At 35.9% G+C, this 26,967-nt stretch carries 26 protein-coding genes and 1 riboswitch; all 26 genes read left to right on the top strand.

The genetic code is table 11. The features are described from left to right. Positions 1 to 326 precede the first annotated feature (326 nt). The 26 genes from QA612_RS15880 (at position 327) to QA612_RS15755 (ending at position 26,954) form a co-directional block, all read left to right on the top strand. Positions 327 to 2,717 carry a 3-hydroxyacyl-CoA dehydrogenase/enoyl-CoA hydratase family protein gene (locus QA612_RS15880; protein ID WP_278284791.1) on the top strand — a complete coding sequence of 797 codons (2,391 nt, stop codon included), beginning with the start codon at positions 327 to 329 and terminating at the stop codon, positions 2,715 to 2,717. 24 nt (positions 2,718 to 2,741) lie between these two features. Further along, positions 2,742 to 3,920, top strand: coding sequence for an acetyl-CoA C-acetyltransferase (locus tag QA612_RS15875; RefSeq protein ID WP_278284790.1), 1,179 nt, complete (start codon positions 2,742 to 2,744; stop codon positions 3,918 to 3,920). Positions 3,921 to 3,999: 79 nt separating this feature from the next. Continuing rightward, positions 4,000 to 5,781 carry an acyl-CoA dehydrogenase family protein gene (locus QA612_RS15870; RefSeq protein ID WP_278284789.1) on the top strand — a complete coding sequence of 594 codons (1,782 nt, stop codon included), beginning with the start codon at positions 4,000 to 4,002 and terminating at the stop codon, positions 5,779 to 5,781. Positions 5,782 to 6,051: 270 nt separating this feature from the next. Next, positions 6,052 to 6,210 carry a hypothetical protein gene (locus tag QA612_RS15865; protein ID WP_278284788.1) on the top strand — a complete coding sequence of 53 codons (159 nt, stop codon included), beginning with the start codon at positions 6,052 to 6,054 and terminating at the stop codon, positions 6,208 to 6,210. 191 nt (positions 6,211 to 6,401) lie between these two features. Then, complete coding sequence (locus tag QA612_RS15860; protein WP_278284787.1) at positions 6,402 to 6,758, top strand: arsenate reductase family protein; 357 nt, start codon at positions 6,402 to 6,404, stop codon at positions 6,756 to 6,758. A 217-nt stretch (positions 6,759 to 6,975) separates the two neighbouring features. After that, a complete protein-coding gene (gene gcvH, locus QA612_RS15855) occupies positions 6,976 to 7,359 on the top strand; it encodes a glycine cleavage system protein GcvH (RefSeq protein WP_278284786.1) in 384 nt (127 codons plus the stop codon). A 463-nt stretch (positions 7,360 to 7,822) separates the two neighbouring features. Next, positions 7,823 to 8,104 (top strand): DUF2553 family protein, encoded by a 282-nt coding sequence (locus QA612_RS15850; RefSeq protein WP_278284785.1) that lies wholly within the window; start codon positions 7,823 to 7,825, stop codon positions 8,102 to 8,104. 265 nt (positions 8,105 to 8,369) lie between these two features. Continuing rightward, the gene (locus QA612_RS15845) at positions 8,370 to 9,647 is read left to right on the top strand and encodes an MFS transporter (protein WP_278284784.1); all 1,278 of its coding nucleotides are present in this window, start codon (positions 8,370 to 8,372) and stop codon (positions 9,645 to 9,647) included. Positions 9,648 to 9,717: 70 nt separating this feature from the next. Beyond that, positions 9,718 to 10,062, top strand: coding sequence for a hypothetical protein (locus QA612_RS15840; RefSeq protein WP_278284783.1), 345 nt, complete (start codon positions 9,718 to 9,720; stop codon positions 10,060 to 10,062). Positions 10,063 to 10,132: 70 nt separating this feature from the next. Further along, positions 10,133 to 10,240: riboswitch (SAM riboswitch) on the top strand. Positions 10,241 to 10,468: 228 nt separating this feature from the next. Then, complete coding sequence (locus QA612_RS15835) at positions 10,469 to 11,527, top strand: methionine ABC transporter ATP-binding protein (protein ID WP_278284782.1); 1,059 nt, start codon at positions 10,469 to 10,471, stop codon at positions 11,525 to 11,527. Beyond that, a complete protein-coding gene (locus tag QA612_RS15830) occupies positions 11,487 to 12,173 on the top strand; it encodes a methionine ABC transporter permease (RefSeq protein ID WP_278284781.1) in 687 nt (228 codons plus the stop codon). Before QA612_RS15835 ends, QA612_RS15830 begins: the two co-directional genes overlap by 41 nt. 17 nt (positions 12,174 to 12,190) lie before the next feature. Continuing rightward, positions 12,191 to 13,069 (top strand): MetQ/NlpA family ABC transporter substrate-binding protein, encoded by an 879-nt coding sequence (locus tag QA612_RS15825; RefSeq protein ID WP_278284780.1) that lies wholly within the window; start codon positions 12,191 to 12,193, stop codon positions 13,067 to 13,069. A 527-nt stretch (positions 13,070 to 13,596) separates the two neighbouring features. Next, complete coding sequence (locus QA612_RS15820) at positions 13,597 to 13,968, top strand: carboxymuconolactone decarboxylase family protein (RefSeq protein WP_278284779.1); 372 nt, start codon at positions 13,597 to 13,599, stop codon at positions 13,966 to 13,968. A 337-nt stretch (positions 13,969 to 14,305) separates the two neighbouring features. Further along, a complete protein-coding gene (locus QA612_RS15815; RefSeq protein ID WP_278284844.1) occupies positions 14,306 to 14,446 on the top strand; it encodes a YuzK family famiily protein in 141 nt (46 codons plus the stop codon). A 638-nt stretch (positions 14,447 to 15,084) separates the two neighbouring features. Further along, positions 15,085 to 15,876, top strand: coding sequence for a Fe-S cluster assembly ATPase SufC (gene sufC / locus QA612_RS15810; protein ID WP_278284778.1), 792 nt, complete (start codon positions 15,085 to 15,087; stop codon positions 15,874 to 15,876). 27 nt (positions 15,877 to 15,903) lie between these two features. Then, entirely contained in the window at positions 15,904 to 17,202 is a 1,299-nt protein-coding gene (sufD, locus tag QA612_RS15805; RefSeq protein ID WP_278284777.1) for a Fe-S cluster assembly protein SufD, read from the top strand. After that, on the top strand, positions 17,202 to 18,425 hold the full coding sequence (locus QA612_RS15800) for a cysteine desulfurase (RefSeq protein WP_278284776.1): 1,224 nt from the start codon (positions 17,202 to 17,204) through the stop codon (positions 18,423 to 18,425). The genes sufD and QA612_RS15800 overlap by 1 nt, the downstream gene beginning before the upstream one ends. Next, a complete protein-coding gene (gene sufU, locus QA612_RS15795) occupies positions 18,412 to 18,855 on the top strand; it encodes a Fe-S cluster assembly sulfur transfer protein SufU (protein WP_278284775.1) in 444 nt (147 codons plus the stop codon). The genes QA612_RS15800 and sufU overlap by 14 nt, the downstream gene beginning before the upstream one ends. Positions 18,856 to 19,024: 169 nt before the next feature. Beyond that, the gene (gene sufB, locus QA612_RS15790) at positions 19,025 to 20,422 is read left to right on the top strand and encodes a Fe-S cluster assembly protein SufB (protein ID WP_278284773.1); all 1,398 of its coding nucleotides are present in this window, start codon (positions 19,025 to 19,027) and stop codon (positions 20,420 to 20,422) included. A gap of 210 nt (positions 20,423 to 20,632) precedes the next feature. Then, the gene (locus tag QA612_RS15785; RefSeq protein ID WP_278284771.1) at positions 20,633 to 21,487 is read left to right on the top strand and encodes a DUF72 domain-containing protein; all 855 of its coding nucleotides are present in this window, start codon (positions 20,633 to 20,635) and stop codon (positions 21,485 to 21,487) included. 175 nt (positions 21,488 to 21,662) lie between these two features. Next, entirely contained in the window at positions 21,663 to 22,487 is an 825-nt protein-coding gene (locus QA612_RS15780) for a sulfite exporter TauE/SafE family protein (protein WP_278284770.1), read from the top strand. Positions 22,488 to 22,546: 59 nt separating this feature from the next. Then, positions 22,547 to 23,932 carry a bifunctional metallophosphatase/5'-nucleotidase gene (locus QA612_RS15775; protein WP_278284769.1) on the top strand — a complete coding sequence of 462 codons (1,386 nt, stop codon included), beginning with the start codon at positions 22,547 to 22,549 and terminating at the stop codon, positions 23,930 to 23,932. Positions 23,933 to 24,034: 102 nt separating this feature from the next. Further along, positions 24,035 to 24,337, top strand: coding sequence for a YunC family protein (locus tag QA612_RS15770; protein ID WP_278284768.1), 303 nt, complete (start codon positions 24,035 to 24,037; stop codon positions 24,335 to 24,337). Between the two features lie 86 nt (positions 24,338 to 24,423). Then, positions 24,424 to 25,530: an HD-GYP domain-containing protein gene (locus QA612_RS15765; RefSeq protein WP_278284767.1), complete on the top strand. Its 1,107-nt coding sequence runs from the start codon at positions 24,424 to 24,426 to the stop codon at positions 25,528 to 25,530. A gap of 150 nt (positions 25,531 to 25,680) precedes the next feature. After that, entirely contained in the window at positions 25,681 to 26,475 is a 795-nt protein-coding gene (locus QA612_RS15760) for a thymidylate synthase (protein ID WP_278284766.1), read from the top strand. Then, positions 26,472 to 26,954, top strand: coding sequence for a dihydrofolate reductase (locus QA612_RS15755; protein WP_278284765.1), 483 nt, complete (start codon positions 26,472 to 26,474; stop codon positions 26,952 to 26,954). Before QA612_RS15760 ends, QA612_RS15755 begins: the two co-directional genes overlap by 4 nt. The last annotated feature ends 13 nt before the right edge of the window (positions 26,955 to 26,967 follow it).

The following is a 26,967-nucleotide window of genomic DNA, read 5'->3' as shown; positions in this document are numbered from 1 at the left end:
ATGAAACTCCTTGATGTAAATTTTCATCACTTATGGTGCAAGTTTTCACATTTTAGACGACTGAAAAGTAGTAAAACTAAACTGTATAGAAGTCTTTCATAAATTTAGCCTTGTTTTCCGCACAATAAATTCAAATCACAAAATTTAGAATAAATAAAAAATAAATAAAAGATTAAATTTTCTGATATTATTGTTGCGTCATTTTGAAAAATTATATATAGTAGTAAATAGATGAAAGGGCTTACGGCAAAATACAGAATGAACAATATATTTTTTTCACCAAAAAATGAATGAGTATTCATTCAAAAGACTAAAGGAGGCTATTCATGATTAATAGAATTGGGAAAGTTGCCGTTTTAGGGTCAGGTATCATGGGGTCTGGTATAGCAGCTCATTTAGCCAATGTTGGAATTCCTACACTCCTATTAGATATTGTTCCGAAAGAATTAACAAGTGCGGAAGAGAAACAAGGGTTAAACTTGGAGCACCTTAACGTAAGGAACCGATTAGCGAACGATGCATTAGAAAAATTAAAGAAACAAAAGCCTGCTCCACTTGCAAAAAAGGAAAATATTAGTTTGATCGATACTGGAAATATGGAAGATGATATGAAACGTCTTTCAGAAGTGGATTGGATTATCGAGGTTGTTGTTGAAAATTTAGACATAAAGAAAAAAGTATTTGCTGAAGTGGATAAGTATAGAAAGGAAGGGAGTATTGTTAGCTCTAATACATCTGGTATTTCCATTGAAGCAATGGCAAGTGGCCGATCTTCAGACTTTCAAAAGCATTTTTTAGGAACTCATTTTTTTAATCCTCCAAGGTATCTAAAGCTTCTTGAAGTTATACGGACAAAGGACACTTCGGATGAAGTATTTCAATTCATGAAGACATTTGGTGAGAATGTATTAGGTAAAGGTGTCGTTGAGGCGAAGGATACACCTAATTTTATAGCAAATCGAATTGGAACTTACGGCTTACTTATTACAGTTAGAGAAATGCTTAAAAGAGGCTTCTCGGTTGGAGAAGTTGACTCTGTTACTGGTCCAGTTATAGGGCGACCTAAAAGTGCAACCTTTCGAACATTGGATGTTGTTGGGTTAGATACTTTTCTTCACGTTGCTAAAAATGTATACGATCAAGTGCAGGGGGAAGAAAAGAACGTTTTCGATCCACCAGAAATAATGACTACAATGGCTGAAAAAGGGTGGATTGGTAGCAAAGCTGGAAAAGGCTTTTATTATAAGAAAAAAACAGATAAGGGAAGCGAAATTCTAGAATTAGATTTGGAAAGTATGGAGTATGTAGAACGGAAAAAGTTAAAAGCACCATCTTTACAAAAAAGTAAACAGGCAAAATCTAAAGAGGATAAGTTGAAAGCCCTTGTATATGCTGATGATCGGGCTGGTGAAATCATTTGGAATATTTTAAAACCAGCACTCATTTATTCAGCTGAGCTCTGTTATGAGGTTGCTGATTCTATCCGTTCCGTTGACTTAGCCATGAAATGGGGATTTGGATGGGAATTGGGTCCCTTTGAAACCTGGGATGCGATTGGGTTAGAAGAATCAGTGAAGCGTATGGAGGAAGAAGGAGAGACGGTACCAGCTTGGGTAAAGGAGATGCTCTCTAAAGGGTATGACAGCTTTTACAAGGGATACAACGAGTATTACCACGATGGAGATTACGTTAAGGCTGAGATAAATAAGAAAGTGATTTACTTAAAAGGCTTAAAAGACGAAAAGAGTAATATTATTTTAAAAAATACAGGTGCATCCCTTGTGGATATTGGTGATGATGTAGCGTGCTTAGAGTTTCATTCACCTAACAACTCAATTGGGTTAGATGTACTTCAAATGATTAATAAATCAGTAAAAGAAGTGGAGAAAAATTACAAAGGTCTTGTTATTAATAATCAAGGAAAAAATTTCTGTGTCGGTGCAAACTTAATGATGATTTTAATGGAAGCACAAGATATGAATTTCCCTGAAATTGACTTAGTTGTTCGTCAATTTCAAAAAGCAATGGCTACCATTCGATATTCAGCAAAGCCCGTAGTATCAGCTCCATTTGGAATGACGCTAGGTGGTGGTACGGAAATATGTCTTCCTTCTGCCTCTATTCAAGCTTCGTTAGAAACATACATGGGATTAGTTGAAGTTGGCGTTGGCCTCATTCCTGGTGGTGGAGGGAATAAAGAGTTATACCTCCGTCAAATAGAAAGGGTACCTGAAAATACAAAGATAGATTTACAGGCAATTGCCAATCAAGTATTCGAAACTATTGCTACAGCAAAAGTAGGAACAAGCGCCCAAGAGGCAGCACAATTAGGATTTATAAGACCACAAGATGGTATCAGTGTAAATGGAGATCATTTACTACACGATGGGAAGGAGAAAGCCCTTTATTTATCCAATCAAGGCTATCAGCCTCCGAAGCGTAAGAAAATCCCTGTGGTTGGAGAAACAGGTTACGCCACCATGCTTCTAGGGGCGAAGCAGATGTATAACAGTGGATACGCCTCAGAGCATGATATGAAGATTGCGGAAAAATTAGCCTTCGTTATTGCTGGCGGACGTGTGGCGAAGGGAACTGAGGTAGACGAACAGTATTTACTAGATATTGAGAGAGAAGCATTTTTAAGCTTAGTAGGAGAACCAAAGTCACAACAGCGAATGCAGCACATGCTTGCAAAAGGAAAGCCATTACGTAACTAAAAAGCTTTGAAGGAGGGGAATGATTTGAAGGAAGCGGTTATCGTAGCAGGTGCAAGAACACCTGTAGGAAAAGCGAAAAAAGGTACGTTAGTAGCTGTAAGGCCAGATGATCTAGGTGCTTTAACGATAAAAGAAACATTAAAACGAGCAAATGACTTTGATCCTAGTCGGATAGATGATGTCATTATTGGTTGTGCAATGCCAGAAGCGGAACAGGGAATGAATATGGCAAGGAATATTGCTGTTCTTGCTGGATTACCTGATACTGTCCCTGCCATTACCATTAACCGTTATTGCTCTTCTGGCTTACAAAGTATTGCTTTTGCAGCGGAACGAATCATGCTAGGTTATGGGAAGGCGATTATTGCTGGCGGCGCAGAATCCATGAGTTTAATTCCAATGGGCGGTCACGTTATTGCGCCTAATCCAACGTTAGTGGAACAGGCACCAGAATATTATATGAATATGGGGCATACGGCTGAGGAAGTAGCAAATCGTTTTGATGTTAGTCGTGAAGCACAGGATGCATTTGCTGTGGAAAGCCATAAGCGAGCAGATGCTGCTTTAAGAGAAGGGAAATTTAAGGATGAAATTGTACCAGTTCCAGTGACTTTACGTTCAGTTAATGAACAACATCAGCTTGTGGAAAAAGAAGTTGTATTAGAGAAGGATGAAGGGATTCGTCCTGATACAACACTTGAAACATTGTCGAAGCTACGTCCAGCTTTTCACATTAAGGGCTCTGTTACTGCAGGAAATGCATCCCAGATGAGTGATGGAGCAGCAAGTGTCCTTGTGATGGACCGAGAAGAAGCGAAAGCAGAAGGACTTACCCCTCTCGTTAAATTTAGATCCTTTGCAGTAGCTGGTGTGGCACCAGAGATAATGGGAATAGGTCCAGTTGAGGCTGTTCCAAAAGCAGTGAAAATGGCTGGTTTAGAAATGAAAGATATAGGATTATTTGAATTAAATGAAGCTTTTGCTTCCCAATCGTTACAAGTAATTAGACATCTGCAACTAGATCCAGAGAAAGTTAATGTGAATGGTGGAGCCATCGCCCTTGGTCATCCACTAGGCTGTACAGGAACGAAATTATCCTTAACCCTTATTCACGAAATGAAAAGAAGAGGAGAACAATTTGGTGTAGTAACCATGTGTATCGGTGGAGGAATGGGAGCTGCAGGTGTATTTGAATTAATGTAATGAGATTTGGAAGTTTAATAGATTCGTCGATGGAAAGACATTCACTTGTTTTTCTAAAAATTAAGGGGGTTGATTAATAATGGCAACTGCAGATAAAACCGTTCGTGGTGGAGGTTTTTTACTAGAAGAGGTTACACCTGATCATGTTTTCACTCCTGAGGATTTAACAGATGAGCATAAGATGATCGCAAAAACAACAGAGGATTTCATTTTAGATCAAGTAGTACCTGAAATTGAAAAAATTGAAGAACATCAATTTGATATTTCTGTGCGTTTGCTTAAAGAGGCTGGCGAATTAGGTTTATTAGGGGCAGATGTTCCAGAGGAATATGGGGGAATTGGCCTAGATAAAATTAGCTCCTCATTGATAACAGAAAAGTTTGCCTTAGCGGGCTCCTTTTCCTTATCACATGGAGCACACGTAGGTATTGGTACTTTACCAATTGTATATTTCGGGAATGAACAGCAAAAGGAGACATATTTGCCTGGTTTAGCTACTGGAGAAAAAATAGCTGCATATGCATTGACGGAGCCAAGTTCAGGGTCTGATGCACTAAGTGCGAAAACGACAGCTAAGCTAAATGAATCTGGTACCCATTACGTATTAAATGGAGAAAAGCAATGGATAACAAATGCAGGCTTTGCAGATGTTTTTATCGTATATGCAAAAATTGACGGAGAGCATTTTACTGCTTTTATTGTAGAAAGAGAATATGAAGGTGTTTCCTTTGGACCAGAAGAAAAGAAAATGGGGATAAAAGGGTCTTCTACTCGTACGGTCATTTTAGAGGATGCTTTAGTACCTAAGGAAAACGTATTAGGTGAAATTGGTAAAGGGCATGTTATTGCCTTTAATATATTAAATATTGGGCGTTATAAGCTTGGAGTTGGCTGTGTAGGAGGATCTAAGTACGGAATCGAATTAGCTGCAAAGTATGCAAACGAACGGAAGCAATTTAAAATTCCTATTGCAAAGTTTACACTAATTCAAAAGAAGCTAGGAGAAATGGCAGCAAAAACATACGCTGCTGAAAGCTCTATATACCGAACAGGTGGGTTAATTGAAGATGCTTTTGCGGCACTATCTGATGAAGAGCAGCAGGATGGGAAGGCTGTTGGAAAAGCTATAAGTGATTATGCAATTGAATGCTCCTTAAATAAAATATTTGGATCAGAGGTATTAGACTTCGTAGCTGACGAGGCGGTACAAATTCACGGTGGTTACGGTTTTATGTCTGAGTATGAAGTGGAAACAATGTACCGTAATTCGCGTATTAATCGTATTTTTGAAGGAACAAATGAAATCAATCGATTATTAGTCCCGGCTACAATTATGAGGAAGGCGATGAAAGGGGATCTTCCATTATTGGAGCAAGCAGGATCTTTAAAGGAAGAACTCATGATGATGATGCCACAAGAGGTGGAAGACGAACCGTTAGCTCAAGAGAAATATTTGTTAGAAAATGGGAAGAAGATCTTTATGATGGTTGCTGGAATGGCTGTAGAAAAGCATGGCGAAAAGCTGGAAAAGGAACAAGAGCTTCTTGCAAATATTGCTGATATTGTTTCTGACATTTATAGTATTGAATCGTGTGTCCTACGAACAGAAAAAGCAATCGCTAAAGATGGTTTAGAAAAGGCAAAACAAAAGCTGCTAATGACAGAGGTTTTCTCACAAGAAGCCTTTAACAGAATAGAAGCTATTGCAAAAGAATCCCTCGTAGCAATAGAAGAAGGAGATAGCTTACGAACGATGCTATCCATTTTGAAGAAATTAACTCGCCATACTCCAGTTAATGTTGTTGCAAAAACAAGAATGATTGCTGCAAAGGTTATTGAGTCTGAAAAGTATGTTTTATAGGAGATAAGCTTACAAATTTACTTTTAGACTAAAGGAAGTCGTGTAAAATTAACAATACGTTCTTCAATTTGGGGCCACTTACCCAGCCCCAATGTAATAAACCTCCTTTCTAAAGAAAGGGCACTCTTCTCTCTGTTTGCGAAAAGCCTATTAAATACTAGGCTTTTCGCATTTTTTTGTTCATATGTTAACTGGAAAAAAGCCGTGTTATCTAAAGAAATCAGTGCATACTATGAATTAATTGTAAACTTCATCTAGGAGGAGACACCAATGACTAGTAAACCGAAAAATGAATTCATCAAGGGAACGAAGCTTCGTGCAGTAGAGGAGTTCTCGAAAGAGCTTACCGATAGCTCAGCATACTCCATTCAAGAAGTATACGAAATCTTATCTCCAGAGGACACAGAAAAGAAAAACAGGGACGAATAGAGCAGATTTCGTGAAATTTAGACAGAATTTAATATAAAATAGTAGACGTGACCTTTTAAAAAGTAGTAATTAGGTGATTTATGTTAAGGGGGAAGTTCTTATTAGCTAAAGCTAGATAACTACTAAGAAAATTACTTTTGCCCCTTAATTAACCTTAATGTTAAATTTATACATAATGGAGGATGATCAAATTGAGTTTAACCTTTTATCAATATCCCAAATGTGGTACTTGTCAGAAAGGAAAAAAATGGTTAGATGCACAGGGGATTTCATACAATGATATACATATTGTAGAAAATCCACCGTCAAAAGAAGAACTTCAAAGCCTTTATGAAAAAAGTGGACTTCCATTAAAAAAGTTTTTTAATACAAGCGGAAAAAAGTATCGTGAGCTTGGCTTAAAGGATAAAGTGAATACGGCATCAGAAGATGAGTTGTTAACATTACTAGCCTCTGATGGAATGCTAATAAAACGACCAATCGTGACCAATGGTGAAAAAGTTACAGTTGGTTTTAACGAAGAAATGTTTGAAGAGGCTTGGAAATAGTTTAAATATTTTAGCTTTAGTAAGATTCAATGGAGTATTCAGTAAGAAGGATGTTTTTATGAATATATTTCCTTAGATGGTTGCTTCAACATATCAATTTGTACTATAGTTTAGATGGAAGTGTATGAAGATGGGCTGTACTATACATAATGAAATAATGGTTATAGAAAATGGTTCGTCAATTAATTAGAATTAAAGAAAGTTGGAGGGATACAGTATGAATTTACCAAAAGATTTTAAGTATTCTGAAGAACATGAATGGGTTAAAACCGAAGATGGAAAAGTACGCATTGGTATTACAGACTTTGCGCAATCAGAATTAGGTGACATTGTTTTCGTAGAACTTCCTGAAGTAGGAGACGAGATTGAAGCGGACGAGCCTTTTGGAAGTGTAGAATCAGTAAAAACAGTATCGGAATTATATGCACCAATTAGTGGTAAGGTTGTTGAAGTTAATGGCGAGCTTGAGGATTCTCCTGAATTTGTTAATGAATCCCCATTTGAAAAAGCATGGATGATCATCGTTGAACCATCTGATGCTTCTGAAATAGACAACCTAATGACTGCTGAACAATACGAAGAAATGATAAAAGAAGACTAAAAAACAAAAGGCTATTGAAGCCTTTTGTTTTTTTTGCGTCTCCCCTGAAAATAGAAACGGTTCAGCAGTGAAGGGCGATGACTCCAGCGACGAGCATATGCTTCACGAATAAACTTCGAGTTGTCTCGACGCAAATAACATCAGAGCAACACTTGCAGAGGCAGAGACAGGACAATGTACTTTAGCAGTATACAAAATGTATAGTGTGGAGGCTGAGGCGTTGCCCGCATAAAGAAGACACTGTGAAGCATGAACAGAAGTCGCACTTATGCCTGTGGTGAAAGCGTCCGCAAGAAACGGATGAATCTCCTCGATGAGTATTTTTCATCCCTCATGGTGCAAAACTTTCACTTGCATGTGAAGTCTACCCTGATAATAAAAAAATTCAGTTGTGACATTTTTGTATGGTCATAATCTGCAGAAAAGGACAAATACTAACAAATGAAAGGGGGTTCATAACATCATGCAAAATGACCAAAGCCATTTAGGTAATAATACTGAATACCCAGAGAATGATGCTGAAAAATATGAACAAAAAGCTAAAATAGACGTATCACCTTCGTTAACCTTTGGACAGGACGATCATGACGATAAAATAAATCCCTTAAATAAACAAAAGGACCAGCAACACTTATATGAAATGTCTGAAGAATTTGATTTAGGTAAGAATGAAAAAACTGAAGAAGGAAAGAAACGAGAGCATCCTAAATCGTATGTTGAAGGATGCGACATGGGCTGGTGCTAACAACTAAATGTTTACAGAAACAAAATATAGTTATCCTTAAATTAAAGCTACGTATGATTATCTTCATACGTAGCTTTTTCCTTTTAGCTTTCAATGTGTGACCTATTTTTAAAAATTATCCTTTTCAAAATAAGATTTGTGAACTATGATTAAAGATGATATTTAGAGACTCGAATTACTTTATGTGAAAAATGATGAAATTTAAAATAGAATCTATTTTAGCGATTTACTTTTAGTTTTGAGATTTAGAAGGGTAGGTAGCATCATGGGAAGTATTGTGGGGGATTGGTCCACACAGTTTAAAGGTTACAACAAAAATGTTCGTTTATTCTTAGTAAGTTCTATATTAGCTCATATCGGAATGGGTATTTTTATGATTATATACAACTACTACATCCGGGAACTTGGTTATGATGACCAAATGAATGGATCTGTCATTGCCATGCAGTCCATTGGAACAGCTCTCTTACTACTACCAGCAGGTATATTAAGTGATCGAATCGGTAGAAAAAAAGTTATTTATGTAGGAGCTATATTTGCAGCTTGTAGTTTATTATTAAGAGCTGTACTTTCAGCTGAAGTATTATTGCTTGGTACTGCGTTTATGACAGGATTATTTATGGCGTTTATTCAAGTGTCTTCAATTCCACTATTGGCAGAAAACTCAACTGAAAAACAGCGAGTTCATTTGTTTAGCTTTAACTTTGCAATAATTATGATTGCCAATGTTATAGGGAATACACTTGGAGGGACATCCAGTGATTTCTTCCATTACATTATTGGCTTAGATCCTTTATGGAGTATTCGGTTAACACTTCTTATTGGAGCTGGCTTCTTTTTCTCTGCTTTAATTCCTATTATGAAAATACGTGAAGATCGAAAAATAACAAATAAAACAATACAGGATCGTTCTTTTAAAAAGCTATTTAAAACACATCGACAAGGGATTAAGATAATTTTATTATTTGCTGTAGCACAATTATTGATTGGTTTTGGTTCTGGTCTTGTCATTCCATACTTAAACTTATATTTTGTGGATCGTTTTGAAGTTTCTCATTCTATAGTTGGTATTATCATTTCTGCAGGTCAGGCGATGACTGCTATAGCCTTATTAATTGGCCCTGCTGTAGTAAGTAAAGTTGGGGAAGTTAGAGCTGTTGTTATGTTGCAACTCATGTCTATTCCATTCTTATTACTAACAGCTTATACACAAAATTTATTTTGGGCGATCTTTGGTTTTCTCTTCCGTCAAGCATTAATGAATGCAGGAAATCCAATTCAAATGTCTTTAATGATGAGAAGTGTTGACGATTCCATTAAGGGCTTAGCAAACTCAGTAGGTCAGGCCGTTTTTCAACTAGGATGGGCTGTTATGGGGCCAGTTTCAACAACGATTGTGTTAATGTATGGTGCTTATTCTGGTTATGCCATAGTTTTCTCCATAACAGGTGTCCTTTACGTTGTTGGAACAGTGTATTTCTTTATTGTGTTTAGGAAACCCTTATCCACTGAAATAAAAAAACCATCAAGTGAAGTAATCTAATTGAAGGATAAAGTTAGTTGAGAGTAGAATAAATATACCATTAAAGGAATTTTTAAAAGGCGGGGTTATGATGTATCAATTACTCTCAGCTTCAGTTGAACGAATCAAAAATTCTACTCATATTAATGAAATTCTAGAAAAAACAGAGTTAGTGGTATGTTTTTTTTGTGAAAATGAAAAATGGTTGGTTCGGTTTGGTAATCAAACAATCGAAATTGAATCTGTCTTTGATCATGTAGGGGATGTGATCATTGAAGGAGATTTAGAAGCGATCCGACTTTTATTAAAAGGGGAAGACTTTTTACTATCTATGAAAAATAGAGGAGAACTTGAAGTTAATGGGGGTTTAAGAGAATTACTATTATTAGAATCACTGTTTTATTTAACGAAGGATACAAATACCCCGAAAAAATAATTGACAACTTTAAATTAAGCGTGATATGATGCCAATTAGTAATTTAAAAATTTTAATAAAATAATAGTACTTCTTATCCAGAGAGGCGGAGGGAATGGCCCGATGAAGCCCGGCAACCACTAAGTAACATTAGGAATGGTGCCAATTCCAACAAAGCAATTGCTTTGAAAGATGAGGGGACAGGTTTATTTATATTGAACCTTTCTGCCAATCTTTGTATCAGCAGAGAGGTTTTTGTTATTTTATAATAATAAATAAGAGGAAGGGAATATAGGATAATAACATATACTAGTTATTATACTTAGTATTCCTATTAGATTAATAGATTTTAGTAGTCTTGGAAAAATGAGGAGTATTCATATTTCCTTAGAATCGTATTAACCTGTTTTATAGGGGGAGAAAAACAATGATTTCGTTATCAAAATTAGTTAAGACCTTTCAAACAAGAGATGGACAAGTTACAGCTGTTGATCATATTGATTTGAAGATAGATAAGGGAGAAATTTTTGGAGTAATAGGTTATAGTGGGGCTGGTAAAAGTACGCTTATTCGCCTTTTAAATATGCTAGAAACACCTAGCTCTGGGGATGTAGTAGTAGCTGGAAAAAATATGAACAAGCTAAAGAAAAAAGAGCTTCGTGAAGCAAGACAGGAAATAGGAATGATTTTTCAACACTTTAATTTGTTGTGGTCTAGAACCGTAAGAGAGAATATTGCGTTCCCATTAGAGATTAAAGGTGTTCCAAAAGAAGAACGGATGAAAAAAGTGGATGAACTAATTCGACTAGTTGGGTTAGATGGACGTGGAGAGTCGTATCCATCTCAATTAAGTGGAGGACAAAAGCAACGAGTTGGAATAGCTAGAGCACTTGCTAACAATCCTAAAGTTCTTTTATGTGATGAAGCAACCTCTGCATTGGATCCTAAAACGACAGATTCAATTTTAGATCTTCTTGTAGACATTAATGAGAAATTAGGATTAACTATCGTATTAATTACACATGAAATGCATGTTATTCGAAAAATTTGTCATCGGGTTGCAGTTATGGAGAACGGGACCATTGTTGAACAAGGAAATGTTTTAGATGTATTTAGACGTCCTCAACAAGAAATGACAAAGGAATTTGTGAAGCAAGTGACTGAGCCAGAGGAAACGAAAGAAGCTATTAAGCATCTTTTTGAACAAGATGGAATTAGTCATGTACTACAGTTAACGTTTGTTGGGGGAGAGGCGGAAAAGCCATTAATTACAAACCTTATTCGTTCATTTAATATCACAGTTAATATAATGCAAGGGAAAATTAGTCAAACGCAAAATGGTTCGTACGGTTCCCTTTTTATTTCTGTGGATGGTGAATTAAGTGAAATAGAACGAGCAATAGAATTTATTCATAAGCAAAAAGTTGAAGTAGAGGTGATCCACAGTGAGTCAAATCGTCTTAACCACGACCTGGTTCTTTCCTAATGTAAACTGGGATAATATTTGGAACGCAACAAAAGAAACATTATATATGACAAGCGTCTCCTTATTACTAACATTTATATTCGGTATCATGCTCGGTCTTATACTTTTTCTCACTGATCGTGGAAATCTTTGGGAAAATAAAATCATTCAAGGAGTAACAGCAGCCTTTGTAAACGTATTTCGTTCTATTCCTTTCATTATATTAATTGTTCTGTTAATTCCTTTTACAACATTTATTGTAGGTTCCATGTTCGGGCCATCAGCAGCATTACCATCATTAGTCATAGGTGCTGCTCCGTTCTATGCTCGAATGGTTCAAATAGCATTAAGAGAAATTGATAAGGGAGTGATTGAAGCTTCCAAATCTATGGGTGCATCCAATATGCAAATTATTTTTAAAGTATTATTACCTGAATCCATGCCTGCTCTTATATCGGCCATTACAGTTACAGCAATAGCTCTTGTTGGTTTTACGGCAATGGCAGGAGTTATCGGGGCAGGAGGCTTAGGTGATTTAGCTTTTAGGCATGGTTTTCAGAGGTCTAACAATGAAGTCACTTTTGTAGCAACTGTGGTTGTGTTACTGATCGTATTTATTATGCAAATAATAGGCGATCGTTTAACCAATATATTAGATAAAAGATAGAAAAGGGGAAAAGGAAAATGAAAAAATTGATTCAATTACTTAGTGTTGCGGGATTGTCATTAGGTTTATTAGCTGCTTGTGGTACTGGGAATAGTGATGCAGCAGAAAGTGGAGCTTCCAATAACAACAATAATAATGGAAATGAAAATGAGGTAGAAGAGTTAGAAACATTAGTTATCGGTGCTTCTAACATTCCTCACGCAGAGATTTTAGAATTTGTTCAACCATTACTTGAAGAAGCAGGCGTTACGATAGATATCAAACCTTTTAGTGACTATATCCTTCCAAACAGAGGACTTGATGCAGGGGAATTAGATGCTAACTATTTCCAGCACGTACCTTATCTTGAAAGTCAAATTGCTGAACATGGCTATGATTTCGTAAATGTAGGTGGCGTTCATATTGAACCAATCGGTGTATATTCACAAGAGTATAGTAGCTTAGACGAATTGCCGGATGGTGCTGAAATTATCATGAGTGATTCTACATCCGATCACGGTCGTATTTTAATGATGCTTGAAGATTATGGATTAATTACGTTGGCTGAAGGTGCTGGCATTGGTGCAACTGAGGATGATATTGTTGACAATCCACGAAACTTCCAATTCCGTGCAAACGTAGAAGCGGCTTTATTACCAAGAGCATATTTAAATGGTGAGGGAGATGCTGTTTTAATTAATTCTAACTTTGCATTAGATGCTGATTTAAATCCGATGGAAGATGCGATTGCATTAGAGTCTGCTGACCAGGATAACCCATACGTAAACGTCCTTGTTGTTAATAGTGGTGACGAAGATGATGTACGCATTGTAAAGCTTTTAGAAGTACTACAATCTGAAGAAGTGAGAAACTTCATTTTAGAACAATATAGTGGAGCTGTAGTACCTGCAGAATAATTTTATTAGGTAAACCTAGTTTGTTGACAACTTATCTGTTCAAATGTACTGCCTATCAAATCATTGAAAATGACTTGATAGGCAGTTTTTTATTTGAAGTTCTCCTGTAAATAAGTATTAGTTCAGGAGTGAAGGGCGACTGACTCCATTCGAATCAGCGTGAACCGAGAATCCACCGGTTCAATTCGAGATTATGATAGAGAATGAGGGAGCTTGAACTAGGGGAAAATGAACCTTGTAGAAAAAGCTATTATTCTACTTTCGACTTCCGCATGAAACGTATTAATTTTCATCCCCCATGGTGCAAATGTTCACTTGCATGGGGAGTCTACCCAGAAAATAAAAGTTGATTTAGGAGTACAGGACGACGACTTAAGTTAGAAGGTGTAATTTTAATCCATTTACCTAACCTTTCCATCCTTTCCACTACATCGATGCAAACTGAAAAAAGCATTCAACATTTTTTTTATTAAAATTACTCATAATACTATTGATTCAATAAACTATGAGCTGGAGGTAAAAAACTAATGGAACAACACGAAAACCAAACTTCATCGATTAAAGAAGCTTTGCATCATTACAAGGAAGGTGTAGGTCAGTTTACAAAGCAAATGCCAGAGCTAGCAGGTAAGTATAATGAATTTGCAGAGGAGTGCTTTAAGGAAGGAAAGCTGTCTCAAAAAGAAAAACAGCTAATTGCCTTAGGGATCAGTTTATACGCACAAGATGAGTATTGCATTATTTATCATATGAAAGGATGCATTGATCAAGGCTGTTCAAAGGAAGAAATACTTGAAGCCGTTGGTGTAACTGGTGCTTTTGGTGGAGGAGCAGCCTTGAGTCAAGGGGTCACGCTTGTAGAAGAATGCTTAGAAGAGTTTGAAGGTCAAATTCATTAAGTTAATATAGCGTCAGTGGGTGCTAATTATTTTCTTCTCTTTATACAGTGACTTTTAAATTAGGGAGTATTTGAAAGCTATAAGGGGTAATTTTAGAAATTCCATTGCTGAAACATTGTGAGGTTTACGATATGTTATATGTTAAATAATATGACATCATATAGAGATTGGGGAAAATCTCCACTGGTGGTATGATAGATCATGTATTAAAAATACAATCAATTCTCCAGCATGTAAGCTTTAATAACATCTGAATGGAGAATGATTCAATGGGAAAGGAAAGTGATTTATTATTCACCAGATTCAGAATAATCACACAACGGAGATGGAAAAAGCAATGTTTCAATCATACGGAATCGGCTATGCAGAATATAATCGCTGCTTAGAAAAACGTATGAAAGTAGAACAACAAAGAGAGAAGGATCATCAACGTTCAATCTCCATTGTTAATGAGCATAACCGTATTGTTCATGCATAAAAAAGCGTCAAAAGACTAATTAACATTTAAAAGGTAAACATATGAAAAAAGAAATGAAAAACCGTCTTAAGCATAACGACAGCTTGAGACGGTTTTTTGCTCTATTCAGTAATTTTCATATTCTTAAATGGATTGGAAGCCAAATACAGGTATTATCGAAGGTGTATTAGTAAAATATAAAAATAATTAAACGAGATTCATTCTCAATTACAATAAAAAAAACAACCGAATTGAGAATCAGTTATTCTTTCGAAATCATTTATTAAGTACTTGAAATATGTTATAGTCCTATATGTCAAGGGTTTGTACTAATGTATTTGTGAAGGAAAAGTGAAGAATTGGATAGAATTATACATATTCAGATCATTTTTTCTCGTAATTTTGTAAAAAGTACGTTTGATTTAAATGAAAAAACCAGTTCTTATCCCTTGAACTGAATTTTCATTTGTTATAAGATTAGAATGAGAATAGATTGAGAATGAAATTCTTTACACTATGTTCAATCTTAACATGTTTGTTTCATGACAACAAAGAACTTTAATATGAGTTTTTTTATGTAAAGCAATCTTTACTTATAGGCTTGAAGCAAACATAGCACTTATTTAAAACATGGAAAATAATAAATGGAGGTATGTACAATGTCTACACCTAGTTTAAAAGTAGAAGATCTTCATGTTTCTATTGAAGACAAGGAAATCTTAAAAGGATTCGGAATTGAAGTGAAAGGTGGAGAGATCCACGCAATTATGGGGCCAAACGGTACTGGTAAATCAACATTAGCTTCTGCACTAATGGGACATCCAAAATACGAAGTTACTAAAGGAAATGCAACATTTAATGGTGAAGATCTTTTTGAAATGGAAGTAGATGAAAGAGCAAGAGCTGGATTATTCTTGGCGATGCAATATCCTAGTGAAATTAGCGGTGTTACAAATGCTGACTTCGTTCGTTCTGCAATCAATGCAAAGCGAGAAGAGGGAGATGAAATCTCTCTAATGAAATTTATCCGTAAAATGGATGAAAAAATGAATACGTTAGAAATGGACGAATCTTTCCAACATCGTTATTTAAACGAAGGCTTTTCTGGTGGTGAAAAGAAAAGAAATGAAATTCTTCAATTAATGATGTTAGATCCGAAGATTGCAATTCTCGATGAAATTGATTCTGGTTTAGATATCGATGCATTAAAGGTTGTATCTAAAGGGATTAATCAAATGCGTGAGGAACGTAAAGAGGATTTTGGTTGCTTAATTATCACTCACTATCAACGATTACTTAACTATATTAAGCCTGACTTTGTCCACGTGATGATGCAAGGGAAAATTGTTAAGTCAGGTGGTCCTGAACTAGCAGAACGTTTAGAAGCAGAAGGATATGACTGGATTAAAGAAGAATTAGGCATTGAAGACGAAACAGTAGGTCAAGAATAACTGACGGTTTTAAGAGGAGGAATGAAGATGACAACGGAAACAACATTTCCAGTGAATCAGAACGATGTAACGAATTTCTCTAAAGACCGTCAAGAGCCACAATGGCTCAAAGATTTACGTATTTCGTCTTTAGAGAAAGTGGATGCATTAGAGTTACCGAAGCCAGATAAAACAAAGATAACGAATTGGGACTTTACAGCTTTTGAGTTTAATTCAACAGTAAATGCTACAACTGGTTTATCAGATGTAGTGAAAGGCCTTACTGGTGGAGAAGATAAAATAAAGGCTTTAATTTCTCAAAAGAATGGTGTAACAACCTATGAGAAGATAGACCCTAGTCTTGAACAGCAAGGTGTTATTTTTACAGATATTCAAACAGCTGTTAAAGATCATAGTGACTTAGTTGAGAAATACTTTATGAAAGAAGCTATTTCTTACAATGAAAATCGTCTTACAGCTTTACATGCAGCATTAGTAAACGGTGGAACATTCTTATATGTACCTAAAAATGTTGAAGTAGAGATTCCTTTGCAGGCTGTATATTCACACGAGGGTAAGTTTGGGTTATTTAATCACGTTTTAATCGTAGCAGAGGAAAATAGCTCTGTAACATACATTGAAAATTATATTACTGAAGGTGAAGCAGTAAAAACAGTAGCTAATATAGTTGCTGAAGTATACGTTGCGAATAATGCTTCTGTTAACTTCGGGGCTGTTGACAATTTTTCTTCAGAGACAATTACTTATGTAAATCGTCGTGGTCAAGTGAATGGGAAAGATGCAAAATTATATTGGGCACTAGGTCAAATGAATGATGGAAACACTATTTCAGAAAATACAACGTACCTTGTTGGTGAAGGTTCTTATGCAGATACGAAAACTGTTTCTATCGGACGTGGGAATCAGATTCAAAACTTTACCACGAATGTTATTCACTTTGGAAAGCATTCTGATGGTCAGATCTTAAAACATGGTGTTATGAAAGAAGCGGCTACTTCTATTTTTAACGGTGTATCGAAAATAGAGCACGGAGCTACTAAAGCAAACGGTGAACAAACGGAACGTGTCCTTATGTTAAGTGAAAAGGCAAGAGGAGATGCTAATCCGGTTCTTTTAATTGATGAGGACGATGTTACAGCAGGTCACGCTGCTTCTGTAGGTAAAATTGATCCAGTTCAAATGTTCTATTTAATGAGTAGAGGGATTTCTCGTCGCGAAGCGGAACGCCTAATAATTCACGGATTCCTAGCACCAGTTGTTAATGAATTGCCAATAGAATCTGTAAAAGAGCAATTAATTGAGGTAATAGAAAGGAAAGTATACTAATGAATGTTAAAGAAGTCCGCCAAATGTTCCCCATATTAGATCAAGAGGTAAATGGTCATCCTCTCGTATATTTAGATAGCGCGGCAACTTCACAAAAACCAAAGCAGGTTATCGATGCGATTGATGATTACTATCGTCGATATAATTCCAACGTTCACCGAGGGGTTCATACCCTTGGGACGTTGGCTACTGACGGATATGAAGGGGCACGTGATAAAGTACGTTCCTTTATCAATGCAGCTAGCACAGAGGAAATTATTTTTACAAGAGGGACAACAACAGCAATTAATTTAGTTGCTGCGAGCTACGGTCGGGCAAATCTTGGTCCAGGAGATGAGATCGTTATTACTCCAATGGAACATCATAGTAATATTATTCCTTGGCAACAAGTTAGTAAGGCAACTGGTGCTACATTGAAATATTTGCCGTTACAAGGTGACGGGACAATTAACTTACAAGATGTAGAAAATACCATCACGGATAAAACAAAAATCGTATCCGTAATGCAAGTGTCAAACGTCTTAGGGACCGTAAATCCAATTAAAGAAATTACTGCAATTGCACATAAGCATGGTGCTGTTATGGTAGTAGATGGTGCACAAAGTACACCGCATATGAAGGTGGACGTGAGAGATTTAGATTGTGATTTCTTTGCTTTTTCAGGACATAAGATGTGTGGACCAACTGGAATTGGGGTACTTTATGGAAAGAAGAAGCTTTTAGATAAAATGGATCCAATTGAATTTGGTGGAGAAATGATTGATTTTGTTGGTTTACAAGAATCAACTTGGAAAGAGCTACCATGGAAATTTGAAGGTGGGACTCCTATTATCGCTGGTGCTATTGGGTTAGGTGCAGCAATTGATTTCTTAAATGAAATTGGATTGGAAAGTATTGAGGCTCATGAGCATAAACTAGCACAATACGCTATGGAACGTTTAAGTGAAGTGGATGGTATAGAAATATACGGACCAAAAGAACGTGCTGGTTTAGTTACCTTCAATTGTGATGATGTTCATCCACACGATGTAGCAACCGTATTAGATGCAGAAGGAATAGCTGTTCGAGCTGGACATCACTGTGCACAACCGTTGATGAAATGGTTAGATGTAACAGCGACGGCGAGAGCAAGCTTCTATTTATATAATACAGAGGAAGATGTAGATGCTTTTGTAAAAGCATTAATAAAAACAAAGGAGTATTTCGGAGATGTCTTTGGGTAATCAACTCGACACATTATATCGTCAAGTCATTATGGATCATTATAAAAACCCACGAAATAAAGGGGAACTTGAAGGGGATTCATTAACAGTGAATATGAATAACCCAACTTGTGGTGATCGTATTCAGTTACAAATGCAAGTGGAAGATGGCAAAATCGTTGATGCCAAGTTTGTTGGTGAAGGATGTTCAATTAGTATGTCTTCTGCTTCAATGATGACGCAAGCTGTTAAAGGGTTGTCTGTTGATGATGCACTGAAGCTTTCTGAAATCTTTTCATCGATTATGTTAGGGAAGGATTACGATGAAGAGGAATTTGATTTAGGTGATATTGAAGCACTTCAAGGTGTAGCAAAATTCCCAGCTAGAATTAAATGTGCTACTTTAGCATGGAAAGCATTAGAAAAAGGATTAGATGAAAAAGAAGAATAATCGATATAAAATAATGGAATAACTTTGTTTCTACTACGGATATGGTGTAAAATGAACTTATAGTCTTCTAGTCATTGAAGGACTTCCCTGTTATTGAGGAAGGATAAATCGTTCGTAGGAAGCATTGTGAATGCTATGATTTGTGAAAGAACTAAAGGGAGGGTTTTTCATGGCAAAAAAAATGCCTGATATAGGTGAGTATAAATACGGGTTTTCCGATAAAGACGTCTCCATTTTCCGTTCTAAAAAAGGATTAACAAAAGAGATCGTTGAGGAAATTTCTCGTATGAAAAGCGAACCACAATGGATGTTAGATTTTCGTTTAAAGTCATTAGAACAATTTTATAAAATGCCGATGCCACAATGGGGTGGAAACTTAGCAGAATTGAACTTTGATGATATTACGTATTATGTAAAACCATCAGAGAAATCGGAACGTTCTTGGGATGAAGTTCCTGAGGAAATTAAAAATACGTTCGATAAGTTAGGTATTCCTGAGGCAGAGCAAAAATATTTAGCTGGTGTATCAGCTCAGTACGAGTCTGAGGTTGTTTACCACAACATGAAGGAAGAATTGACAGAGCAAGGGATTGTCTTTAAAGATACTGATACAGCATTAAAAGAAAATGAAGATATTTTCAAGAAGCATTTCGGTACGGTTATTCCTCCGTCTGACAATAAATTTGCTGCACTTAACTCTGCAGTATGGTCTGGTGGATCGTTCATTTACATTCCTAAAGGAATAAAAACTGATACACCACTACAAGCGTACTTCCGTATTAATTCAGAAAATATGGGTCAATTCGAACGAACGTTAATCATTGCAGATGAGGATAGCTCCGTGCACTATGTTGAGGGTTGTACAGCCCCAGTTTATACAACAAATTCACTACACAGTGCCGTTGTTGAGATTATTGTTAAAAAAGATGCTTATTGCCGTTATACTACAATCCAAAACTGGGCGCCGAACGTATTTAACCTCGTTACGAAACGTGCCGTTGCTGAAGAAAATGCTGTAATGGAATGGGTTGATGGTAACATTGGTTCGAAGCTTACGATGAAATATCCAGCGGTTGTTATGAAAGGCCGTGGAGCACGTGGTAATGTACTTTCTATTGCTATTGCTGGTAAGGGACAGCACCAAGATGCAGGTGCGAAAATGCACCACTTAGCACCTGATTGCTCATCTACCATTGTTTCTAAATCTATTTCAAAACATGGTGGTAAAGTAACGTATCGTGGTATTTGTCACTTTGGTCGTAAGTCACAAGGATCAAAAGCGAATATCGAATGTGATACGTTAATTATGGATAACCAATCAACATCAGATACAATTCCTTATAACGAAATATTAAACAATGATATTACGCTTGAACACGAAGCAACAGTTTCCAAAGTATCGGAAGAGCAATTGTTCTATCTCATGAGCCGCGGTGTTTCTGAGCAAGAAGCAACAGAAATGATCGTTATGGGATTCATTGAACCATTTACAAAAGAGCTTCCAATGGAATATGCAGTTGAAATGAATCGTCTCATTAAGTTCGAGATGGAAGGTTCGATTGGGTAATCTCATATAAATAGTAACTTACAAGCGAATCCCCGTTATTGGGGATTCGCTTTTATGTATATCCCTTAGAAATATATAATATATAAATAGAGCACAAGCCATTCACCATTCCTTCACAAACCTGTTTTGTGTCTATTGTGTTCACTAACCATGTTTGTTACGTTATTATGTCACTATTTGAGTCTATGAGTGTTAGGAGGGGTGTTGTACATGATTTGGGTTGGGTTAACTGGATGGGGAGATCATATTGATTTATACGAAGGAATCCTTTCTGCTTCAAAAGAAAAACTTAAAACGTATGCTGGTCATTTTCCCATCGTAGAAGTAGATACTTCGTTTTATGCTATTCAAAGTGAACGTAATATGACTAAATGGGTGAATGATACTCCAGAAAGCTTTCGATTTATCGTAAAGGCTTATCAAGGGATAACTGGTCATCAGCGGGGAGACATTCCATTTCAATCTAAAAAGGAAATGTTTGAAGCATTTAAGCTATCCCTTAAACCAATAATAGAGGGGAATAAGCTGGCTGCAATCCTTTGTCAATTCCCGCCTTGGTTTGACTGTAGAAGAGAGCATGTTGATTATTTAAGATATTGTCGAGAAGCTTTTGCAGATTTGGATGTAGCTCTCGAATTTCGACATCAATCATGGTTCTTAGAAGATTATAGGCATCAAACACTGGAGTATATGAAAAAAGATAAATGGATACATAGTATTTGTGACGAACCTCAAGCAGGTAAACGTTCTATTCCATTTGTTCCAACAATAACAACAGTAAATAAAAGCCTATTTCGATTTCATGGGAGAAATGTTCATGGATGGACAAAACCTGTAAAAGGTCAGGATTGGCGGGATGTTCGTTATTTGTATGATTACAATGACAAAGAATTAAAGGAATTAGCGAGTACGATTAGAACTTTATCGAAGGAAACGAAACAATGCTACGTATTGTTTAACAATAATTCAGGTGGTCATGCTGCCAAAAATGCGAAAGACTTTATAAAAATTTTAGGCTTAACGTATACGGATTTAGCACCAAGACAATTAGGATTATTTGATTAGATTTTTCACATACTGAAAGTGAACTATTTATAAGGGGAATTGAAATTTAGGAGTAAGAAGTTTGACGAATCGTGTATAATTAGAATTAACTTTAAAACGAAATTAGTTAGATTTTTTAATTCTTCCTAACCGTATTTTTATTATTATGAAGTGCTTGAAAAGAGGCTAAATTAATATGGAATGGATAATATTATTGTTTATAGGATTAATCGCTTCTATTTTAGGAAGTATTATGGGGTTAGGTGGAGGAATTATTGTCGTACCGGCTTTAATGGTTTTAAGTAGCTATATGGTTGCCTTCCAACATATTACGCCACAAGTAGCAGTAGGTACTTCATTATTAATTATGATTTTTACTGGACTCTCATCTACATTAGCGTATATGAAGCAAAAGAAAGTAGATTATCAAAGTGCATGTATATTTTTTGCAGGAAGTGGTCCAGGTGCACTTTTTGGTGTATGGCTTAATAAGGATATAGAGACTAATTATTTTCTTATTTTCTTTGGAGGTTTTATCATTGTTGTATCTTTTATCCTCCTAATTAGGAAGTATATTAAACCTCTAAAGCGGAAGCCAAGAGGAATCGTTCGCAGCTACATAAATCAACTAGGTGAAACCGTTGAATATGGGTTTCAGCCAGTGGTGGCTATTTCAATTGCTTTTGTTGTAGGAATGTGTTCAGGTTTGTTTGGTATTGGTGGAGGTTCGTTAATGGTACCAGCAATGATTATTTTATTTGGCTTTCCCCCACATTTAGCAGTAGCAACATCCATGCTAATGATCTTCTTATCGGCAATAGTAAGTTCCATCTCCCATATAACATTAGGAAATGTAGATTGGCTCTATGCCTTAGCATTGTTACCTGGAGCATGGATAGGTGGTCAACTAGGGGCATATATTAATAGTAAAATGACAAGTGATGCAGTCGTGTATCTATTAAGAGTTTTTTTAATTATTATTGGGATACGCCTAATATATCAAGGGATAACAGGACTATAGATGTATTAAATAAATAGATAGTGACTAAATTGAGATACAAAGGATCGGTGGTGAAGATATTGGAGAAAGGGATTCTGCGAATACTACATACAAATGATTTACATAGTCAGCTTGAAAACTGGCCTTCAGTAACTGCTTGGTTGAAAAAGAAACGTGAGGAGTATCTTACTAAAGGGGAAGATGTTCTTTTATTTGATATAGGGGACCACGCAGATCGTTCTCATCTAATGACAGAAGGGCTTCAAGGAAAAGGGAACATCGTTTTACTTAATAAAATGGATTATAATGCCGTAACAATAGGGAACAACGAAGGAATTACTTTTTCTAAAGAAGCATTGAATAATTTATACAATGATGCAACCTTCTCTGTAATCTTAAGCAATTTATACGATGAGGACGGACATCATCCTAATTGGTGTAAGCCTTATGAAATCATTACTACTCCTTCAGGCATTAAGATTGGAGTTACAGGGGTTACCATTCCATACTACACCTTTTATAGTACATTAGGCTGGGAAATTGAAGATCCTTATGAAAGTTTAGAGAAGATTATTCAACAACTTCGTCCTAAAGTGGATATCTTACTATGCTTATCACACCTCGGTTTTTTTGAGGATGAAAGAATGGCAGAGAAATTTCCTGAGCTAGACATCATATTAGGAGCCCATACTCACCACCTTCTAGAAGAAGGAAAAAAGGTTAATAACACTTGGATTAATCAAGCAGGTAGATCTGGGAAATATGTAGGGGATATAAAAATATCTTTCGAAAAAAACAAGCCTTTATTTGATGTGAAGTCTAAAAAAGTTGATGTAACAATACAGGATTCAGAAACAAAAGAAGTACTTAATCAGTTGTGTAATGAAGGAGAAAAAGAATTAAATAAAAATATTGTTTACTTAAATCAACCAATGAAGGTTAATTGGTATGAAGAAACACCATTAATAAAACTATTAGCAGAGGGATTACGGGAATGGTGTGATGGCGATATAAGCATGGTGAATGCAGGGGTGTTATTAGATCACCTTTCTAAAGGAACTGTTTCGTACAAAGATATTCATAGAATATGTCCTCATCCTATTAATCCTGCATTAGTTAGTATTTCAGGAGAGTATTTATTAGAAATAATAAGGCAAGGTAAAAGTAGTAAGATGATTGAATATCCTTTAAAGGGTTTTGGATTTCGCGGTAAAATTTTAGGAGAAATGATTTATGATGGCTTAATTATATATAATAAATCTTCCTATATCCAAGAAAGTGATGTTTTTGTTCAAGGAGAAATGTTAGAAAGACAAAAAGAATATCAACTTGCCACGTTAGATATGTTTACGTTAGGAAAGATATATCCAGCAATTAGTTCAATAAAAGAAAAAAAGTACTTTATGCCTGAATTGTTACGAGATATACTTGCATGGAAGTTGCAAAAAGAAGATTCCTTGCTTTAATAAAAGTGTAATAATAGAATGGACTAACACGTTTTTTTCACATTTTCATAGGCTAATTTAATGAAGGTATTGAAAAATATTGTGAAAAAAGAGGTGTGGTCTATGGTAGAAGTAAACCCGATGTTTATTGAAGGTAAGCCATTTACAGCTATTTCTGTTCAACTACCTAAAACAAACTTATTAGTTGTAACAAATGATCGTGGTTATATTATGTGTGGTGCACTGGATGTTCAACTATTAAATGATAAATTAACAGATCGTAAAATTATAGCTGGTCGAGCCCTTGGCGTAAAATCTATCGAGCAATTAATTGAAGCTCCTCTTGAATCAGTTACCGTAGAAGCTGAAAATTTAGGGATCTACAAAGGAATGAAAGGGAAGGACGCCCTATTAAAAATGTCTTAGAAGGATAAAATTAAGCAGCTCCTTCAAATAGATAAATGGAGCTGCTCATCCGTTTAGTTTTAATGTGAAAAAGGTGGTAATAATAAATGAGAATACGATCCGTACATAGCTTAAAGGAAAATGATTGCTTAGGAAAGGCAATATATAATGAGAACGACAGTATATTGCTAAACCAAGGAGTTTCGTTAACTAAAAGAATGATAGAAAGACTAAAGGAAAAAGGAGTTTCTTTCGTTTATATTGATGATAAAGAAACGGAAGGAATCATTACTGATGATGTAATTAAAGAAAGTACGAAACAAGAGTCTATTCGTACCATTAAAGAAAATTTTACAAATATATCACAATCATTGAAGCTTGGTAAAACCATTGATATGGACAAGCTTAGTCCAACTTTTTCTAATGTTGTAAATAACATTCTTTCTGATATTCATTCGAATAAAGAAGCAGTTTCAATGCTTTCAGATGTCTTTTGTTATGATACTTATGTATTCCAGCATTCTTTAAATGTAACGATCTATTCTTTAGCTTTAGGGAAAAAATATGGTCTATCAGAGAAACAACTAGAGGAGTTAGGCTTAGGTGCAATTTTACATGACATAGGAAAGGTAGCAATCCCAATAGAAGTGCTAAATAAAGAGGAGACGTTAACTTTTGAAGAATTTGCATTAATTAAAGAGCATACTAATATTGGCTTTGATATGCTTAGAAAGGCTCATACTATTTCATTATTAACAGCCCATTGTGCTTTTCAGCATCATGAACGTTTAGATGGTTCTGGTTACCCTAGAGGTATTAAAGGGGATGACATTCACATATATGCCAAGATTATTGGAATTGCTGATGTATTTGACGCAGTTACAGGTAATCGTGTTTATCGAAAAGCCAAACTCCCTAATGAAGGACTCGAATTACTTTATTCAGGTGCTGCTACTATGTTTGATAAAGAAATGGTGGAGGCATTCTCTAAAACTGTTGCCATCTATCCAATTGGCTTAGAGGTAGCCTTAAGTGATGGACGAATGGGAGTAGTTTCTAAACAGAACGGTGATTTTACTTCAAGGCCTGTCATTCGGATTCTAAGTGAAGAAGGAAAACAAGTCACTCCGTATGAGCTAAACTTGATGGAACACTTAAGCATTACAATCACCTCTTGTGAAACTGCATTAACACAAAACAAGGTTACAAATTAATACAAAATTGAGCATTACATGATCCTTAACGTTTAAATAATATTTTTTATAAATCTAATTTGAGTCGTGAAAATGTTACAGACATTGTTTTATTAAGCAGGTCAGCATAAAATGGTTGAAATATAAAATTAATTAATAAGGGTGAGCATTGTGAAGCAATATTTAGACTTATGCCAGCATATTTTAGACAATGGACAAGTAAAGGAAGATCGTACAGGTACTGGAACAATCAGCACATTTGGATATCAAATGCGATTTGATTTAAACGAGGGGTTTCCTTTAGTAACAACTAAAAAACTTGCCTTAAGAGCTATCATTCACGAATTACTCTGGTTTATTAAAGGTGATACTAACATAAAATATTTACAGGAAAACAATGTTCGCATTTGGAATGAATGGGCAGATGACAATGGTGACCTTGGACCTGTCTATGGTAAGCAGTGGCGTTCATGGCCAAGTCCTAGTGGAGAGTCAATTGATCAACTAGGACAAGTGATTGAACAAATTAAATCAAATCCAGATTCCAGAAGGTTGATTGTAAATGCTTGGAACGTTGCGGACCTTGATAAAATGGCATTAGCCCCATGTCATTGTTTGTTTCAGTTTTATGTTGCGGATGGAAAGCTCTCTTGTCAACTTTATCAAAGAAGTGCAGACGTGTTCCTAGGGGTTCCATTTAATATTGCATCTTATTCGTTGTTAACGATGATGATTGCACAAGAGTGTAACTTAGAGCTAGGAGATTTTGTTCATACATTTGGTGATGTTCATATTTACCGAAATCATGTGGAGCAAGTGAAGCTACAATTAACGAGAGACCCTAGAGCTCTACCACAAATGAAACTTAATCCGTCCATAAAAAAAGTGGAAGACTTTACGATTGACGATTTTGAACTTGTTGGCTATGATCCACATCCTCATATTAAAGGTGAGGTGTCTGTATGATCTCCATGATCGTAGCAATGGGAGAAAATAATGTTATCGGCTTAAATGGTGACATGCCATGGCATATCCCAAATGATTTAAAGTACTTTAAACGGGTTACATCTGGTCATTCCGTTATCATGGGCAGAAAAACATATGAATCAATTGGAAAGCCATTACCGAACAGAAGAAATTTTGTTATCACGCATAATCAAGCATTTTCTGTTCCAGGAGTTGAAGTATGTCATTCATTACAAGAATTAGATCAACTGGTAACTAGTAATGAAGAAATATTTGTCATTGGTGGAGCAACTATATACAAAGAGCTTTTGCCAAAAGCTGATCGTCTTTATATTACAAAAATACATGACCAATTTGAAGGGGATACATACTTCCCACAATTCAAGGAAGAAGAATGGAAAATTGTCTCTATGGAGCAAGGAACCGTTGATGAAAAAAACAAATATCCACACACATTCCTCATCTATGAAAGAAAATAAACGTTCACAAAAA

The sequence above is a fragment of the Evansella sp. AB-P1 genome (assembly GCF_029688925.1).
Taxonomy (GTDB): domain Bacteria; phylum Bacillota; class Bacilli; order Bacillales; family Salisediminibacteriaceae; genus Evansella.
This window is presented reverse-complemented; position numbering and strand designations above follow the sequence as displayed.

What these genes read in the sequence shown, in the direction of transcription:
- QA612_RS15850 (WP_278284785.1), top strand. Translation starts at nt 7,823, where the DNA reads ATGCAAAATGACCAAAGCCATTTAGGTAATAATACTGAATACCCAGAG.
- sufU (WP_278284775.1), top strand. Translation starts at nt 18,412, where the DNA reads ATGTCTTTGGGTAATCAACTCGACACATTATATCGTCAAGTCATTATG.
- QA612_RS15780 (WP_278284770.1), top strand. Translation starts at nt 21,663, where the DNA reads ATGGAATGGATAATATTATTGTTTATAGGATTAATCGCTTCTATTTTA.
- QA612_RS15785 (WP_278284771.1), top strand. Translation starts at nt 20,633, where the DNA reads ATGATTTGGGTTGGGTTAACTGGATGGGGAGATCATATTGATTTATAC.
- QA612_RS15835 (WP_278284782.1), top strand. Translation starts at nt 10,469, where the DNA reads ATGATTTCGTTATCAAAATTAGTTAAGACCTTTCAAACAAGAGATGGA.
- QA612_RS15865 (WP_278284788.1), top strand. Translation starts at nt 6,052, where the DNA reads ATGACTAGTAAACCGAAAAATGAATTCATCAAGGGAACGAAGCTTCGT.
- sufB (WP_278284773.1), top strand. Translation starts at nt 19,025, where the DNA reads ATGGCAAAAAAAATGCCTGATATAGGTGAGTATAAATACGGGTTTTCC.
- QA612_RS15825 (WP_278284780.1), top strand. Translation starts at nt 12,191, where the DNA reads ATGAAAAAATTGATTCAATTACTTAGTGTTGCGGGATTGTCATTAGGT.
- QA612_RS15820 (WP_278284779.1), top strand. Translation starts at nt 13,597, where the DNA reads ATGGAACAACACGAAAACCAAACTTCATCGATTAAAGAAGCTTTGCAT.
- QA612_RS15765 (WP_278284767.1), top strand. Translation starts at nt 24,424, where the DNA reads ATGAGAATACGATCCGTACATAGCTTAAAGGAAAATGATTGCTTAGGA.
- sufC (WP_278284778.1), top strand. Translation starts at nt 15,085, where the DNA reads ATGTCTACACCTAGTTTAAAAGTAGAAGATCTTCATGTTTCTATTGAA.
- QA612_RS15755 (WP_278284765.1), top strand. Translation starts at nt 26,472, where the DNA reads ATGATCTCCATGATCGTAGCAATGGGAGAAAATAATGTTATCGGCTTA.
- QA612_RS15815 (WP_278284844.1), top strand. Translation starts at nt 14,306, where the DNA reads ATGTTTCAATCATACGGAATCGGCTATGCAGAATATAATCGCTGCTTA.
- QA612_RS15770 (WP_278284768.1), top strand. Translation starts at nt 24,035, where the DNA reads ATGGTAGAAGTAAACCCGATGTTTATTGAAGGTAAGCCATTTACAGCT.
- QA612_RS15845 (WP_278284784.1), top strand. Translation starts at nt 8,370, where the DNA reads ATGGGAAGTATTGTGGGGGATTGGTCCACACAGTTTAAAGGTTACAAC.
- sufD (WP_278284777.1), top strand. Translation starts at nt 15,904, where the DNA reads ATGACAACGGAAACAACATTTCCAGTGAATCAGAACGATGTAACGAAT.
- QA612_RS15870 (WP_278284789.1), top strand. Translation starts at nt 4,000, where the DNA reads ATGGCAACTGCAGATAAAACCGTTCGTGGTGGAGGTTTTTTACTAGAA.
- QA612_RS15800 (WP_278284776.1), top strand. Translation starts at nt 17,202, where the DNA reads ATGAATGTTAAAGAAGTCCGCCAAATGTTCCCCATATTAGATCAAGAG.
- QA612_RS15840 (WP_278284783.1), top strand. Translation starts at nt 9,718, where the DNA reads ATGTATCAATTACTCTCAGCTTCAGTTGAACGAATCAAAAATTCTACT.
- gcvH (WP_278284786.1), top strand. Translation starts at nt 6,976, where the DNA reads ATGAATTTACCAAAAGATTTTAAGTATTCTGAAGAACATGAATGGGTT.
- QA612_RS15880 (WP_278284791.1), top strand. Translation starts at nt 327, where the DNA reads ATGATTAATAGAATTGGGAAAGTTGCCGTTTTAGGGTCAGGTATCATG.